This window comes from Streptomyces sp. SID5785 (assembly GCF_009870065.1).
GTDB lineage: Bacteria > Actinomycetota > Actinomycetes > Streptomycetales > Streptomycetaceae > Streptomyces.
In genome coordinates this window covers 1-13,749 of sequence record NZ_WWIA01000953.1, presented here as the reverse complement: position 1 = coordinate 13,749, position 13,749 = coordinate 1, and the positions used below count along the sequence as shown (strand labels likewise).

The following is a 13,749-nucleotide window of genomic DNA, read 5'->3' as shown; positions in this document are numbered from 1 at the left end:
GACGCGCCGTCCTTGCTCGGCTTGTCCATGTAACGCAGCGGCGAACCGTCGCCGTTGATGTCGATCATCTCGCCGATGAGGTAGTCGCCGACGTCCTTCTGGTTGTCCGCGTAGAACTCGACGGACGTGCCGAAGATGTCGGAGGTCGCCTCGTTCAGGCCGCCGGACTCACCGCTGTAGACGAGGCCCGCGGTGGCGGAGGTGACGCCGTGGCTCATCTCGTGCGCGGCCACGTCGATCGAGGTGAGCGGCGCCTTGTTGCCCTCGCCGTCGCCGTAGGTCATGCAGAAGCAGCTGTCGTCCCAGAAGGCGTTGACGTACGAGTCGCCGTAGTGGACGCGGGAGTAGGCGCCCTTGCCGTCGCCGTTGATGCCGCTGCGGCCGTGCACGTTCTTGTAGTAGTCCCAGGTGAGCTGGGCGCCGTAGGCGGCGTCGACACCGGCGGTGGCGGCGTCGTTGTTCGTGCCGTCGCCCCACTTGTCGTCGTCGTCCGTGAACAGCGTGCCCTTGCCGGACTCGCCGTTCTCCAGGTTGTACGTGGAGTGGCCGCCGCGGGTGTCGTCGGTCAGGGCGTACGAGGAGCCGTCCTGCTTGGTGCCGATCTCCACGCTGCCGCTGTACTGGGACTCGCCCGCACCGGTGCGGATGTCGTCGTACTGGAAGATCTTCTTGCCGGTGGCCGCGTCGGTGACGACGTGCAGCCTGCTCGGCGTGCCGTCCTTCTTGGTGGACTTCACGACCTTCTCGTAGGCGAGCCGCGGGGTGCCGGTCGCGGCCCAGACGACCTTGCGGGCGCCGGCCGGGGCGCCCTTGAGGGTGACGCCGGAGGTCTTGACGTCGATGGACTTCGACGTGGCGCGGGTGACGCCCTCGCGCTTGCCGGCCTTCGTCTCGTGGACGATCAGGTCGCCGCCGAGGACGGGCAGGCCGTCGTAGGTGCGCTCGTAGCGGGTGTGCGTGGTGCCGTCGCGGTCCTTGACGACGTCACGGACGACGAGCTTCTCCTTGGCGTCGAGCTTCAGCTCCTTGGCCACGGTGGCCGTCCGGGCGCTCGCGTCCTTGACGAGGGCCGTGCGGGCCGTGCCGCTCAGGGCCAGTGGGGTGGCCGCGGAGACGGAGGTGTCGGAGGCGGTGGGCTGGGCGGCGGCGCCGGTGGTGGAGAGCGCGCCGGCGAGCAGGGCGCCGGCGGCGACGGCCGTGGCGATGGACACAGTGGTACGCCGCGATATGTGGGAGGTCACGAAGAAAGCTCCTCTTGAGGATGTGGGGGGTGAGCTTTGCCGTGCGGGAGTTGCGGGAAAACTGTGGCAGTTGAGAACCGGAGATGTCATGTACGCAACCGCAGGTTGGCCGGAATTCGTTCGTTGAGCGAAAACTGACGTACGTAATGCGAACGCAAAACGCCGGCCGTGAACGTGAACGGGCGCGCCGCACCGGGGAGTCGGGCCTCCGGTGCGACGCGCCCCGTGCGAGGGGTGCTGCGGCGGCTGCCGCAACGGGCCTACGGGAACGTCAGCTTGAAGCTGTTGACGTACCCCGTGTCCTGGTAGCCGAGGTCGCGCACGCGCAGCTTCCAGGTGCCGTTGGCCGTCTCCGTGGAGGCGTTGACCGAGTAGGTGGCCTGAATGTTCTCCGTCGGGTCGTACGAGGAGCTGTGCAGCCGGTAGGCCTTGCCGCTCGGGCCGATCAGGTCGACCTGGAGGTCACCGCTCCAGGTGTGCCGGATGTCGACGCCGACCTTGAGCGCGGACGGCGCCTTGCCGCTGATGCCGGAGACCGTCACGGACGAGGTGACCGCCGCGCCCGGGTAGTCCGGGATCGTGACGTCGGTGTCGTTGGTGAAGGTCTTGCCGTCGCCCGGGTCGGGGTCGCCGCCGCCGTCCGAGCGGGCGCCGACGTTGATGCCGGCCCACGCGTCCTGCACCGCCTTGTACTCGGTGGACGTCGTGCCGTACAGCTCACCGGCCACCGCGAGCGTGCCGGTGCGCGCCGAGGCGTAGTTGGTGGTCGAGGTGAACTTCGTGGTGAGCGCCTTGAACCAGATCAGCGCGGCCTTGTCGCGGCCGATCCCGGTGACCGGCAGACCGTCCGAGGTCGGTGAGTCGTAGTCGACGCCGTTGACGGTCTTCTTTCCGCTGCCCTCGCTGAGGAGGTAGAAGAAGTGGTTCGCCGGGCCCGACGAGTAGTGCACGTCGATTCCGCCGAGACCGGAGTACCACGCGTCCTTGGACGCGCCGTCCTTGCTCGGCTTGTCCATGTAACGCAGCGGCGTTCCGTCGCCGTTGATGTCGATCTTCTCGCCGACGAGGTAGTCGCCCGGGTCGGCGGCGGTGTTCGAGTAGAACTCGACGGCCGCGGCCATGATGTCCGAGGTCGCCTCGTTCAGACCGCCGGACTCACCGCTGTAGACGAGGCCCGCGGTGGCGGAGGTGACGCCGTGCGTCATCTCGTGCGCCGCCACGTCCAGCGAGGTCAGCGGGGCGGCGTTCCCCGAGCCGTCCCCGTAGGTCATGCAGAAGCAGCTGTCGTCCCAGAACGCGTTGACGTAGTTGTTGCCGTAGTGCACGCGGCTGTACGCGCCGACCCCGTCCCCGCGGATGCCGGTGCGTCCCTGCACGTTCTTGTAGTAGTCCCACGTCTCGGCGGCGCCGTACGCGGCGTCGGCGGCGGCCGTCTCGCTGTTGGACGCCGAACCGTTGCCCCAGACGTCGTCGGGGCCCGAGTAGAGCGTGCCGGTGCCCGACGTGCCGTGGTTCAGGTTGTACGTCTTGTGGTTGCCGCGGCCGGTGTCGGTCAGGTTGTACGTCGACCCGGACTGCGACGAGCCGAGCGTGACCTGGCCGCTGTACTGCGTGTTGCCCGTGCCGTTCTCGATCGCCTGCCACTCGTGCAGCTTCTTGCCGGAGGCCGCGTCCGTGATGACGTGCAGCTCGTTGGGCGTGCCGTCCTCCTGGAGCCCGCCGACCACCGTCTCGTACGCGAGCGTGGGCTGCCCCTTGGCCGCGCCCTCGCCGAGCCACACGACCTTGCGCGGCGCGCGGTCGGCCTCGGTCCGCTTCGACCCGTCCGCCTTCGCCAGCTTCAGCGCCTGCGTCTCGGCTGCGGCGGGCTTCACGTCGGCCGTCGTGTCCACGCTCTTGAGCTGGGCCTTCGACGCCTTGGTCACGCCCTGCCCGGCACCGGACTTCGCGGTGTCGACGACCAGGTCGCCGCCGAGGACGGGCAGCCCGTCGTAGGTGCGCTCGTAGCGGGTGTGCGTGGTGCCGTCGCGGTCCTGGAGCACGTCACGGACGACGAGCTTCTCCTTGGCGCCGAGGCGCAGGTCCTTGGCGGTGGCGGCCTTGCCGGCGTTGGCCTTGCGCAGCAGCTCGGCGCGCGCGGCGGGCGTGAGTCGGGCGGGCAGCGCGCCCTTGTCGGCGCCGCGGGCCATGTCCGTCGTGATCCGTGCGGCCGCGGGGCTGCTGCCCTGCGTGTCGGCCGCGGTGGCCGGCCCCGACTGGAAGGCGACGGCGAGCAGGGCGGAGACGGCACCCACGGCTGCCGCGGCGGTGGCGCGGCGGCGGGCGGAGGTCCGTCTGTGGGAGGTGGAGGTGCTTCTCAACGCGTGACTCCTTCTGCGCGGCCGCATGGGTGCGCGGCCAGTGGGGAACGGACGGCGGGTGGCCGTCCGGGCAGAACGCAGTGCAGGCGGTACAGGCGGTGCGAGTCGTGCGGTGGCCCGTCGCCGAGGAACTGTGGGACAGCTGTGCGACGGACGTTCGGAAGAGTGGCAGCAGAGAGCGTTGTCTGTCAGGAGCGCATCAAGAGGTTGGCCGGAAATGGTTCGGTGCGCGGGTGGTCATGTTCGATATCCGGCGTGGATCCCGGCCGGGTCGCGGTCCCGCCCCACCGCGCCCACCAGGCCGAACGCCGCGGACGCCGGCGCTCGGCGGCCCGCGGGACCGGCCGTTCGGCCCGCATGGCGGGACGCCGGTGACTCAGGAGGAGCGCGGGCCTGAAGTCGCCGGGGTGGCTTGAATCATGCCCCGGTCGGCGCCTTCTCGGGTCCCGCGGCCACTGGGATCTATTCACGGATAGCGGGGCGCCGCCGACGGTTCCGCCGAAGTAGGAGCCGGACCAGAGCCTGTTGGCCAGCCAATAGTGACGCACCAGGTCGGGAAACTCCTGGCGCAGGCGGCGGGGGGAGGCGCCCTTGAGGGAGTCGACCAGTTTGGTGACGGCGACCTTGGGCGGAAAGTTCACCAGCAAGTGGACGTGGTTGTCCTCGCCGTTGACCTCCACCAGCTCGCACTCGAGGTCCCCACACACCGACCGCATGATTTCCTCCATGCGCCGCAGGTGGGCATCGGTGAACACCCTGTGCCGGACCTTGGTCACGAAGACCCGGTGGACGCGCATCGCGGATGTGCAGTGCCGACCAGTTCTGATCTTCTGCAACCCACCCATAACCCACGTATGTACCGTGGTCGTCATGCAGCTTCGGTACCGGTTCCGCCTGTACCCGAACGCCGTCCAGCAGGCCGCGTTGGCGCGGGCGTTCGGGTGCGCCCGCGTCGTGTTCAACGATGCGGTCCGCGCCCGCGAGGACGCCAGGGCGGCCGGGCAGCCGTTCCCGACGGCCGCTGACCTGTCGAAGAAACTGGTCACCCAGGCCAAGATCACCCCGGAACGCTCTTGGCTGGGTGAGGTCTCCGCCGTGGTGCTCCAGCAGTCCCTGCGCGACGCCGAGAGGGCCTACCGCAACTTCTTCGCCTCCCTGGGCGGCACCCGAAGGGGCCCGAGACTGGGAGCGCCCCGCTTCAAGTCCCGCAAGGATCACCGGCAGTCGATCCGGTTCACCGCCAACGCCCGCTGGAACATCACCGGCAGTGGCCGGCTGAACCTGCCGAAGATCGGCGCGGTGAAAGTGAGATGGTCCCGCGCTCTGCCCGCCACCCCGTCGTCGGTCACCGTGGTCAAGGACGCGGCGGGACGGTTCTTCGCCTCGTTCGTGATCGACACCGACCCCGCTGCCGACGCCGCCCGGATGCCCGAGACCGAGACCACCATCGGCATCGACCTGGGCCTGACCCACTTCGCGGTCCTGTCCGACGGCACGAAGATCGACTCCCCGCGGTTCCTGCGCCGGGCGGAGAAGAAGCTGAAGAAGGCCCAGCGCGAGCTGTCCCGCAAGCAGAAGGGATCGAAGAACCGGGCCGAGGCCCGCCTCAAGGTCGCCCGCGCCCATGCGAAGGTCGCCGACGCGCGCCGTGAGTTCCACCACCAGCTCTCCACGAAGCTGATCTCCGAGAACCAAGGGATCGCGGTGGAGGACCTGGCGGTGAAGGCGCTGGCACGCACCAGGCTGGCCAAATCCGTGCATGACGCCGGATGGGCACAGTTCATCAACATGCTGATTTACAAGGCCGAGCGGTACGGCCGCACCCTGATCACCATCGGTCGGTTCGAGCCGACGAGTCAGGTCTGCTCCATCTGCGGCACCAAGGACGGACCCAAACCCCTGAACGTGCGGGGATGGACCTGTGCCGCCTGCGACACCCGCCACGACCGGGACACCAACGCCGCACTCAACATCAGACAGGCCGCCGGACTGGCGGTATCGGCCTGCGGAGCGCCGGTAAGCCCAGAACCCGTTCTGGCACAGCGCGAAGAAACAGGAAGCCACGGACTCCCGACCCGACACCGTGCCGCATAGCGTGCACGGTGTCCGGCCAGGGAAGGCCAGAATCCTCGCCCTCCAGGGCGAGGAGCATGTCAATCCACGCTGTCCCGCCAGGCGCGGTGCAGCTCCGCGAACACACCCGAACCGTCGATCAGTTCGGCCGGCGCACCGTCCTCCACGATCGCGCCGTGCTCCATCACCAGGACCCGGTCCGCGATCTCCACCGTGGACAGGCGGTGTGCGATCACCACCGCCGTACGGCCGTGCAGCACCGTCCGCATCGCGCGCTGCACCGCCCGCTCCCCGGGGATGTCCAGCGAGCTCGTCGCCTCGTCGAGGATCAGCACCGCCGGGTCCGCGAGCAGCGCCCGCGCGAACGCCACCAACTGGCGCTGGCCCGCCGAGATCCGCCCGCCGCGCTTGCGCACGTCCGTGTCGTACCCGTCCGGCAGCGCGGCGATGAAGTCGTGCGCGCCGATCGCCTTCGCCGCCCGCTCGATCTCCTCGCGGCTCGACTCCGGGCGGCCGATCGCGATGTTCTCCGCGACCGTCCCCGAGAACAGGAACGCCTCCTGCGTCACCATGACCACCCCGCGCCGCAGCGCCGCCGTGGACAGCTCCCGCAGGTCGACCCCGTCGAGCAGCACCTGCCCGTGCGAGGGGTCGTAGAAGCGGGCGAGGAGCTTCGCGAGCGTCGACTTGCCGGCGCCCGTGGAGCCGACCACCGCGACCGTCTGCCCGGCCGGCAGCCGCAGGTCGAAGCGTGGCAGCACCTCGCCGCCGGTCCGGTAGCCGAACGAGACGTCCCTGAACTCGACGTCCCGGCCCGGCAGTTCCCCGCCCGGGTCCCGGACCGCCGCCGTGCGCTCCGGCAGCTCGCGCGGCTGCGCAGGCTCGGGCACCGACGGCACCTGCTCCAGCAGGCCCGCGATCTTCTTCAGCGAGGCCGCCGCCGACTCGTACGCGTTCAGGAACATCGCCAGCCGGTCGATCGGGTCGTACAGCCGCCGGACGAACAGCACCGCCGCCGCCAGCACCCCGAGCGCGAGCGTGCCCCCGGCCACCCGGTACGCGCCCCACAGCACCATGCCCGCCACCGCCGTGTTCGCGAGGACGCGGGAGCCCACGACGTAGCGGGCCATCTCCAGCATCGCCGTGCCGTTGGACCGCTCGTGCCGGTGGTTGAGCCGCCCGAAGTCCGCGTCGTTGGCCTGCTCGCGGCGGAAGGCGCGCACCGGCCGGATCCCGTTCATCGTCTCGACGAACTTCACGATCACCGCCGCGATCGCCGAGGACCGCTCCTCGTACGCGCGCGCCGCCCGCTGCCGGTACAGCCGGATCAGCACGTACAGCGGCACGAAGGACGCCGCCGCGACCGACCCGATCCCGAGATCCAGCCACAGCAGCATCACCGTGATGTACAGCGAGGCCAGGATGACGTTGACCAGCTCCTGCAGGCCCTCGCTCAGCAGCTCGCGCAGCGACTCGACGTCGGTCGTGGCCCGCGAGATCACCCGGCCCGACGTGTACCGGTCGTGGAAGTCGACGCTGAGCGCCTGCGCCTGCCGGAAGATCCGGCCGCGCAGATCGAGCAGCACGTCCTGGCTGACCCGGGCCGACAACCGGATGTAGGCGTACTGGAACACGGCCGACAGGCACGCGGTGAGCAGGAAGCCGATGCCCACCGCGACCAGCGGCCCGTACGCGTGGTCCCGGAACGCCGGCACCGCGCTGTCGATCGCGTACGCCACGAGCAGCGGGCCCGACTGCACGGCGCCCTGCTGCAACAGCAGCGCGACCACCGTGAGCCAGACCCCGCGCCGGTGCGGCGCCAGCAGCGAGCGCAGCAGCGCGCCCGTCGCCCCCGGACTCGTGGGCAGGTCGTCCTGGTCGAACGGGTCGCCCGGGCGCGGCGCCCCGGCCCCCCGGGGCGCCTCCTGCGGGTGCGGCTCCTCGTCCGGGCCGGTGGCCTCGACCGGGGTGCCCGTCGTGGTCGTCATCCCTGCGCCGCCTCTCCGGGGGCCGCTTCGTCCCCCGCCATCAGATGCCGGTACTCCGCGTGCGTGCGCAGCAGTTCGTGATGGGTGCCCACCGCCGTGACGCGGCCCTCCGAAAGGAGCGCCACCCGGTCCGCGAGCAGCACCGTGGACGGGCGGTGCGCCACCACGAGCGCCGTGCTGTCGGCGAGCACCCGGCGCAGCGCCGCCTCCACCGCCGCCTCGGTGTGGACGTCGAGCGCGGACAGCGGGTCGTCCAGGATCAGGAAGCGCGGGGCGCCCACCACCGAGCGGGCCAGCGCGAGCCGCTGGCGCTGACCGCCCGACAGGCTCAGCCCCTGCTCGCCCACCTGCGTCGCCGCGCCGTCCGGCAGCCGCCCCACGAAGTCCGCCTGCGCGACCCCGAGCGCCCGCTCCAGCTCCGCGTCCCCGGCGCCGGGCGCGCCCATCCGCACGTTCTCCGCGACGGACGCCGAGAACAGGGTCGGCTCCTCGAACGCCATCGACACCAGCGTGCGCAGCTCCTCGCGCGGCATGGCCGCGACGTCCCGCCCGTCCAGCGTGATCCGCCCCGCCGTCACGTCGTGGAGCCGCGGCACGAGCGCGGTCAGCGTCGTCTTGCCGCTGCCCGTCGCCCCGACGAGCGCCATCGTCTCGCCCGATCTGATGTGCAGGTCGACCTGCCGCAGCGTCGGCACCGAACCGGGGCCCGCGTCCGGGTAGCGGAACTCGACGCCTTCGAAGCGCAGTCCGTCCCCGCCGCCGGACGGGGCCGGTGCGACCGCCTCGGGCCCGGTCTCCTCCGGCTCGTCCATCACCTCGAAGAAGCGCCGCGTCGCCGTCGCCGCCTCCTGGCTCATCGCGAGCAGGAAGCCGATGGACTCGATGGGCCAGCGCAGGGCGAGCGCCGTGGACAGGAACGCCACCAGCGTGCCCGCCGACAGGACGCCGTCCGCCACCTGCACCGTGCCGATGACCAGCGCCGCGCCCAGCGCCGTCTCCGGCAGCAGCGTGATGACGCCGAGGATCCCGGCGAGCAGCCGCGCCTTGGCCAGCTCCGTGCCGCGCAGCGTCCGCGACAGCTCGCGGAAGGCGCGGGCCTGGCTGCGGTGCCGGCCGAAGCCCTTGATGACGCGGATGCCGAGCACCGACTCCTCGACGACCGTCGTCAGATCGCCGACCTGGTCCTGCGCCCGCCGCGACGCCGCCGCGTACCCGTGCTCGAACCGGTAGCACACGAGGATCAGCGGAACGGCCGGCGCGAGCAGCACCAGACCGAGACCCCAGTCCTGCACGACGAGCAGCGCGAGACCCGCCACGATCGTCACCCCGTTGACGATCAGGAACGTCAGGGGGAAGGCCAGGAACATCCGGACGACCATCAGGTCCGTCGTCGCCCGCGACAGCAACTGCCCCGACGCCCACCGGTCGTGGAAGGCCACCGGCAGCCGCTGGAGGTGCCGGTACAGATCGGCGCGCATCGCCGCCTCGACCCCGGCCAGCGGACGCGCCACCAGCCAGCGCCGCAGCCCGAACAGCAGCGCCTCGAGCAGCCCCAGACCCAGCAGCACCCCCGCCCCGAGCCACACCCCGCCCGGATCACGGTCGGCCACCGGGCCGTCCACGATCCACTTCAGCACCAGCGGGAAGACCAGCCCCAGACACGAGGCCACCACCGCCACGACGGCGGCGCCCGCCCAACGGCCCCGCACCGGACGCACGTACGGGTACAGGCGCAGCAACGCCCGTGCCGCCGAGCGCCGTTCGCCGTCGGTCGTCGGGGCAGGGTCCGTGGTGGGTGCAGGTGAAGTGGCCATCAGGAGCGAGCGTACGGATCGCCACTGACAATCCCCACCGGGTTTCCGGCTGCCGCGGCGCCCGGAGTCGTACCCGCATCAACCGATCGGCTGATGCGGGTCTCGAGCGCGTCGGCCGATACCGGGAGCCGCGTCCGCGCGGGACGCTGAAGCCATGACGATCACCAGTGCACCACTCATCGAGGTCACCGGGCTGCGCAAGACGTACGCCGGACGGGCCGTCGTGGACGGTGTCTCGTTCGGGGTCCGGGAAGGGGAGATCTTCGGGATCCTCGGGCCGAACGGCGCCGGGAAGACCACCACCGTCGAGTGCGTCGAGGGACTGCGTACCGCCGACGAGGGCTCGGTCCGGGTCGCGGGGCTCGACCCCGTGCGCGACCACGCGAAGGTCACCGGCATTCTCGGGGCCCAGCTCCAGGAGAGCGAGATCCAGGCCAAGCTCACCGTGCGCGAGGCGCTCGAGCTGTACGCCTCCTTCTACCCCGACCCGCTGGACTGGGGCCCGCTCGCCGAACGGCTGCGGCTGAACGACAAGCTGACCACCCGCTTCGCCAAGCTGAGCGGTGGCCAGAAGCAGCGCCTGTTCATCGCCCTCGCCCTCGTCGGCAACCCCCGCGTCGTCGTCCTCGACGAGCTCACCACCGGGCTCGACCCGCGCTCGCGCCGCGACACCTGGCAGCTCATCGAGGACGTCCGCGACAGCGGCGTCACCGTGCTGCTCGTCACCCACTTCATGGAGGAGGCACAGCGCCTCTGCGACCGCATCGCGGTCATCGACCAGGGGAAGGTCGCCGCGCTCGACACCCCGGAGGGCCTCATCCGGCAGGCGGCGGGCGCCACGGTCATCTCCTTCACCCCGTCCGCCCCGCTGCCGCAGGCCGAGCTCGCGGCCCTGCCCGCGCTCGCCTCCGTGGCGGAGAAGGACGGCCGGTTCACGCTGACGGGCGGCGAGGAGACCGTCGACGCGCTCCTCACGCTGCTCGCCCGGCACCACATCACCGCCCACCAGCTGCGGGTCGCCGACGCCACGTTGGACGACGCGTTCCTCGACCTCACGGGAGCCGGCCAGTCATGACCACCGCCACCGCACCCACCGCCGCCCCCTCCGCGGTCACCCCGCGCAGTGCCCGCCGGGCCGTCCTCGCCGCCGAGTTCCGCCTCTTCCTGCGCGAGCCCGGCAGCCTCGCCGGCATCCTGCTCTTCCCCGTCGTCCTGCTCGTGATCCTCGGCTCGATCCCCGCCTTCCGGGAGGCCGACGACGGCCTCGGAGGCCTCCGGCTCGTCGACGCGTACGTGCCCGTCACCGTGCTGCTCGGCATGATCGCGGGCGGCCTGCAGTCCATGCCGCCGATCATCACCGGCTACCGCGAGCGCGGCATCCTGCGCCGCATGTCCACGACCCCCGTCCGGCCGTCCGCGCTGCTCGGCGCCCAGATGAGCCTGCACGGCGTGGCCGTCCTCGTCTCCGCCGCGCTCTGCCTCGGCATCGGCCGCCTCGCCTTCGACGTCGCGCTGCCGCGCCAGCTGGGCGGCTACCTGATCGCCCTGGCCCTCGCCGTCGTCGTCGCCCTCGCCCTCGGCGCCGTGGTCTGCGCCCGCGCGGGCACCACGAAGATCGCCTCCGCCATCGGCACGGTCGTCTTCTTCCCGTCCATGTTCACCGCGGGCGTCTGGCTGCCCGTGCAGTCGATGCCGGACGCGCTGGCCCGCATCGTCGAGGTCACCCCGTTCGGCGCGGCCGCGCAGGCCCTCAACCAGGCGGCTGCGGGGCACTGGCCCGGCACCGTCCACCTCCTCGTGGTGGCGGCCTGGGCGGTCGGGCTGTCCGCCGCGGCGGCCCGCTGGTTCCGCTGGGAGTGACCGTGAGCGGCCCGGCGTCCCTGCACACTGTGACCATGTCCGAAGCACCCCAGCACGACGACGAGCCGGTGACCGTCGGCTGCGCGGGCCGGCCGCGGGCCACCGAAGGCCCCGACGGCACCTTCGGCGACTCCTGGCAGATGATCCACCGCTACGGCCCCTACGTCACCCTCGCCGTCAGCCTGGTCCTGTCCGCCGCCACCTCCGAGGTGATCGGCATGGACCGGCTCGACTGGCTCGTCGTCCTGCCGCTGTCCGCCTTCGCGTTGGTCGTGCAGGTGTGGATCGGGCACAACCGGCGCGCCCGCCCCGGACCCCGCCCGGCGACCGCCGTCGCGTACGTGCTGCGCTGGGCGGCCACCTTCGTCGCCGCGCTCGCCAACCCGTTCTTCGCGTTCTTCGCCGCCGCCGGCTACTTCGACGCCGACCTGCTGCTGCCCCGCAGACTCGTCCGGGTCGGGCTCCTCGCCTCGGTCGTCATCGTCGCCGGTGCCCAGGCCGGCGGCTTTCCGCCGGGCGGATCGCTCGGCTGGAGCGTCTTCGGTGCCCTCGTCGTGGCCAACATGATCTTCGTGGTCGCGACCGGTCACCTCCAGGAGAAGGAGGCGGAGCGCTCCCGGGAGCAGGCCCGCAGCATCACCGAGCTGGAACGCACCAACAAGGCCCTCCAGGCCGCCCTCGACGAGAACGCCCAGCTCCACGCGCAGCTCCTGCTCCAGGCCCGCGAGGCGGGCGTCGCCGACGAGCGCCGCAGGCTCGCGGCCGAGATCCACGACACCATCGCCCAGGGCCTGACCGGGATCATCGCCCAGCTCCAGGTCGTGTCCGGCGCCCCGACCCTCACCATGGCCCGCGAGCACCTCGACCGCGCCAGCGACCTGGCCCGGCACAGCCTCGGTGAGGCCCGCCGCTCCGTCCACAACCTGGCCCCCGCCGCCCTCGCCGACGCCACCCTCGCCGAGGCGCTGAAGAAGACCGTCGGCGACTGGGGCGCCCGCACCGGTGTCCGCGCCGGGTTCACGCTCACCGGCACCGCCCAGCCCCTGCACGAGGAGATCGAGGCGACCCTGCTGCGCATCACCGAGGAGGCGCTGTCCAACGCGGCGCGGCACGCCCACGCCGACCGGGTCGGCGTCACCCTCTCCTTCATGGCCGGCGAGGTCATGCTCGACGTGCGCGACGACGGCCGCGGATTCGACCCGCTCACCGTGTCCCACCGCACGGCCCGCACCGGCGCCGGCGGCTTCGGCCTCGACGGCATGCGGGCCCGCGCCGAACGCCTCGCCGGGGCCGTCACCATCGAGTCCGAGCCGGGCGGCGGCACGGCGATCTCCGCTCGCGTACCTTTGGTGCCCCATGACCAGTGACGCCACCGGGGCCGGCGACGCCCCGATCAGCCTGCTCATCGTCGACGACCATCCCGTCGTGCGGAACGGTCTGCGCGGCATGTTCGAGTCCGCGCCCGGCTTCACCGTCCTCGGCGAGGCGGCCGACGGCGTCGAGGCGGTGGACCGCGCCGCCGCGCTCGACCCCGACGTCGTGCTCATGGACCTGCGGATGCCCGGCGGCGGCGGTGTCGACGCCATCAAGGAGCTCGCCCGGCGCGGCGCCCGCGCCCGGGTCCTCGTCCTGACCACGTACGACACCGACTCCGACACGCTCCCCGCGATCGAGGCAGGCGCCACCGGCTACCTGCTGAAGGACGCCCCGCGCGAGGAACTGTTCACCGCGGTGCGGGCCGCCGCCGAAGGCCGCACCGTCCTGTCGCCCGCGGTCGCGTCCCGCCTGGTCACCGCGGTCCGCACGCCCGCGGCGCCCGTCGACGAGACGCTCTCCGCCCGCGAGCGCGAGGTCCTCCTGCTCGTGTCCAAGGGCACCGCCAACAAGGAGATCGCCCGCGAGCTCTTCATCAGCGAGGCCACCGTGAAGACCCATCTCACCCACATCTACGCCAAGCTCGGCGTCAAGGACCGCGCGGCGGCCGTCGCCGTCGCCTACGACCGCAAGATCCTGGGTTAGCCACCGCGGACGCGTCGTCCGCATACTGGAGACATGAGCAGCGGCTCCCAGGAGTTCGTCCACGCGACGCCGCGGCCCGGCGGTGCGATCGTCTCGGCGGTCGGCTACCGCAGCGAAGGGCAGCGCCCCGCGCTCCACCGCGGGCTGCCCTCCCCGTACCTCACGGTGATCTTCTCCCTCGACGGGCCCGTCGTCACCGGCAGCACCCCCGAGCAGGCTACCGGGCCCGACGCCGTCCGCGCCGACATCGTCGTGGGCGGCCTGCACCGCAGCCCCGCCTTCATCGCCCAGCCCGCGCACGAGGCCGGCATCCAGCTGGCCGTGCATCCGCTCGCCGCCCGCGCCCTGCTCGGCGTCCCCGCCGCCGAGCTGTCCGGGCGGACCGTCACCCACG

General features: G+C 71.9%; 9 protein-coding genes and 2 pseudogenes. 6 read left to right on the top strand and 5 right to left on the bottom strand.

The window, feature by feature from the left end; genetic code table 11:
• The 3 genes and pseudogenes from GTW43_RS30980 to tnpA form a co-directional block, all read right to left on the bottom strand.
• A partial coding sequence (locus GTW43_RS30980; protein ID WP_161305301.1) for a M4 family metallopeptidase occupies nucleotides 1-1,241 on the bottom strand: 1,241 nt, incomplete at its 3' end.
• A gap of 260 nt (nucleotides 1,242-1,501) precedes the next feature.
• Nucleotides 1,502-3,628 (bottom strand): M4 family metallopeptidase, encoded by a 2,127-nt coding sequence (locus GTW43_RS30975; protein WP_161305300.1) that lies wholly within the window; start codon nucleotides 3,626-3,628, stop codon nucleotides 1,502-1,504.
• Nucleotides 3,629-4,062: 434 nt separating this feature from the next.
• Nucleotides 4,063-4,446, bottom strand: a pseudogene (gene tnpA, locus GTW43_RS30970) (IS200/IS605 family transposase); the annotation flags it as partial.
• 25 nt (nucleotides 4,447-4,471) lie between these two features.
• Between tnpA and GTW43_RS30965 the strand changes: the two are divergent.
• Complete coding sequence (locus tag GTW43_RS30965) at nucleotides 4,472-5,695, top strand: RNA-guided endonuclease TnpB family protein (RefSeq protein ID WP_161305299.1); 1,224 nt, start codon at nucleotides 4,472-4,474, stop codon at nucleotides 5,693-5,695.
• A 59-nt stretch (nucleotides 5,696-5,754) separates the two neighbouring features.
• Here the strand turns inward: GTW43_RS30965 and GTW43_RS30960 are convergent, their stop codons facing one another.
• Nucleotides 5,755-7,662: an ABC transporter ATP-binding protein gene (locus GTW43_RS30960; protein ID WP_161305298.1), complete on the bottom strand. Its 1,908-nt coding sequence runs from the start codon at nucleotides 7,660-7,662 to the stop codon at nucleotides 5,755-5,757.
• Nucleotides 7,659-9,476 carry an ABC transporter ATP-binding protein gene (locus tag GTW43_RS30955; protein ID WP_161305297.1) on the bottom strand — a complete coding sequence of 606 codons (1,818 nt, stop codon included), beginning with the start codon at nucleotides 9,474-9,476 and terminating at the stop codon, nucleotides 7,659-7,661. The genes GTW43_RS30960 and GTW43_RS30955 overlap by 4 nt, the downstream gene beginning before the upstream one ends.
• Before the next feature lie 154 nt (nucleotides 9,477-9,630).
• Between GTW43_RS30955 and GTW43_RS30950 the strand changes: the two genes are divergently transcribed.
• The 5 genes and pseudogenes from GTW43_RS30950 to GTW43_RS30930 all read left to right on the top strand — a co-directional run.
• Nucleotides 9,631-10,551 (top strand): ABC transporter ATP-binding protein, encoded by a 921-nt coding sequence (locus GTW43_RS30950; RefSeq protein WP_161305296.1) that lies wholly within the window; start codon nucleotides 9,631-9,633, stop codon nucleotides 10,549-10,551.
• The gene (locus GTW43_RS30945; protein WP_161305295.1) at nucleotides 10,548-11,336 is read left to right on the top strand and encodes an ABC transporter permease; all 789 of its coding nucleotides are present in this window, start codon (nucleotides 10,548-10,550) and stop codon (nucleotides 11,334-11,336) included. The genes GTW43_RS30950 and GTW43_RS30945 overlap by 4 nt, the downstream gene beginning before the upstream one ends.
• A 140-nt stretch (nucleotides 11,337-11,476) precedes the next feature.
• A complete protein-coding gene (locus tag GTW43_RS30940; RefSeq protein WP_237536904.1) occupies nucleotides 11,477-12,703 on the top strand; it encodes a sensor histidine kinase in 1,227 nt (408 codons plus the stop codon).
• Nucleotides 12,693-13,355, top strand: coding sequence for a response regulator transcription factor (locus GTW43_RS30935; protein WP_161305293.1), 663 nt, complete (start codon nucleotides 12,693-12,695; stop codon nucleotides 13,353-13,355). Before GTW43_RS30940 ends, GTW43_RS30935 begins: the two co-directional genes overlap by 11 nt.
• Nucleotides 13,356-13,388: 33 nt before the next feature.
• Nucleotides 13,389-13,749: pseudogene (locus tag GTW43_RS30930) on the top strand (AraC family transcriptional regulator); the annotation flags it as partial.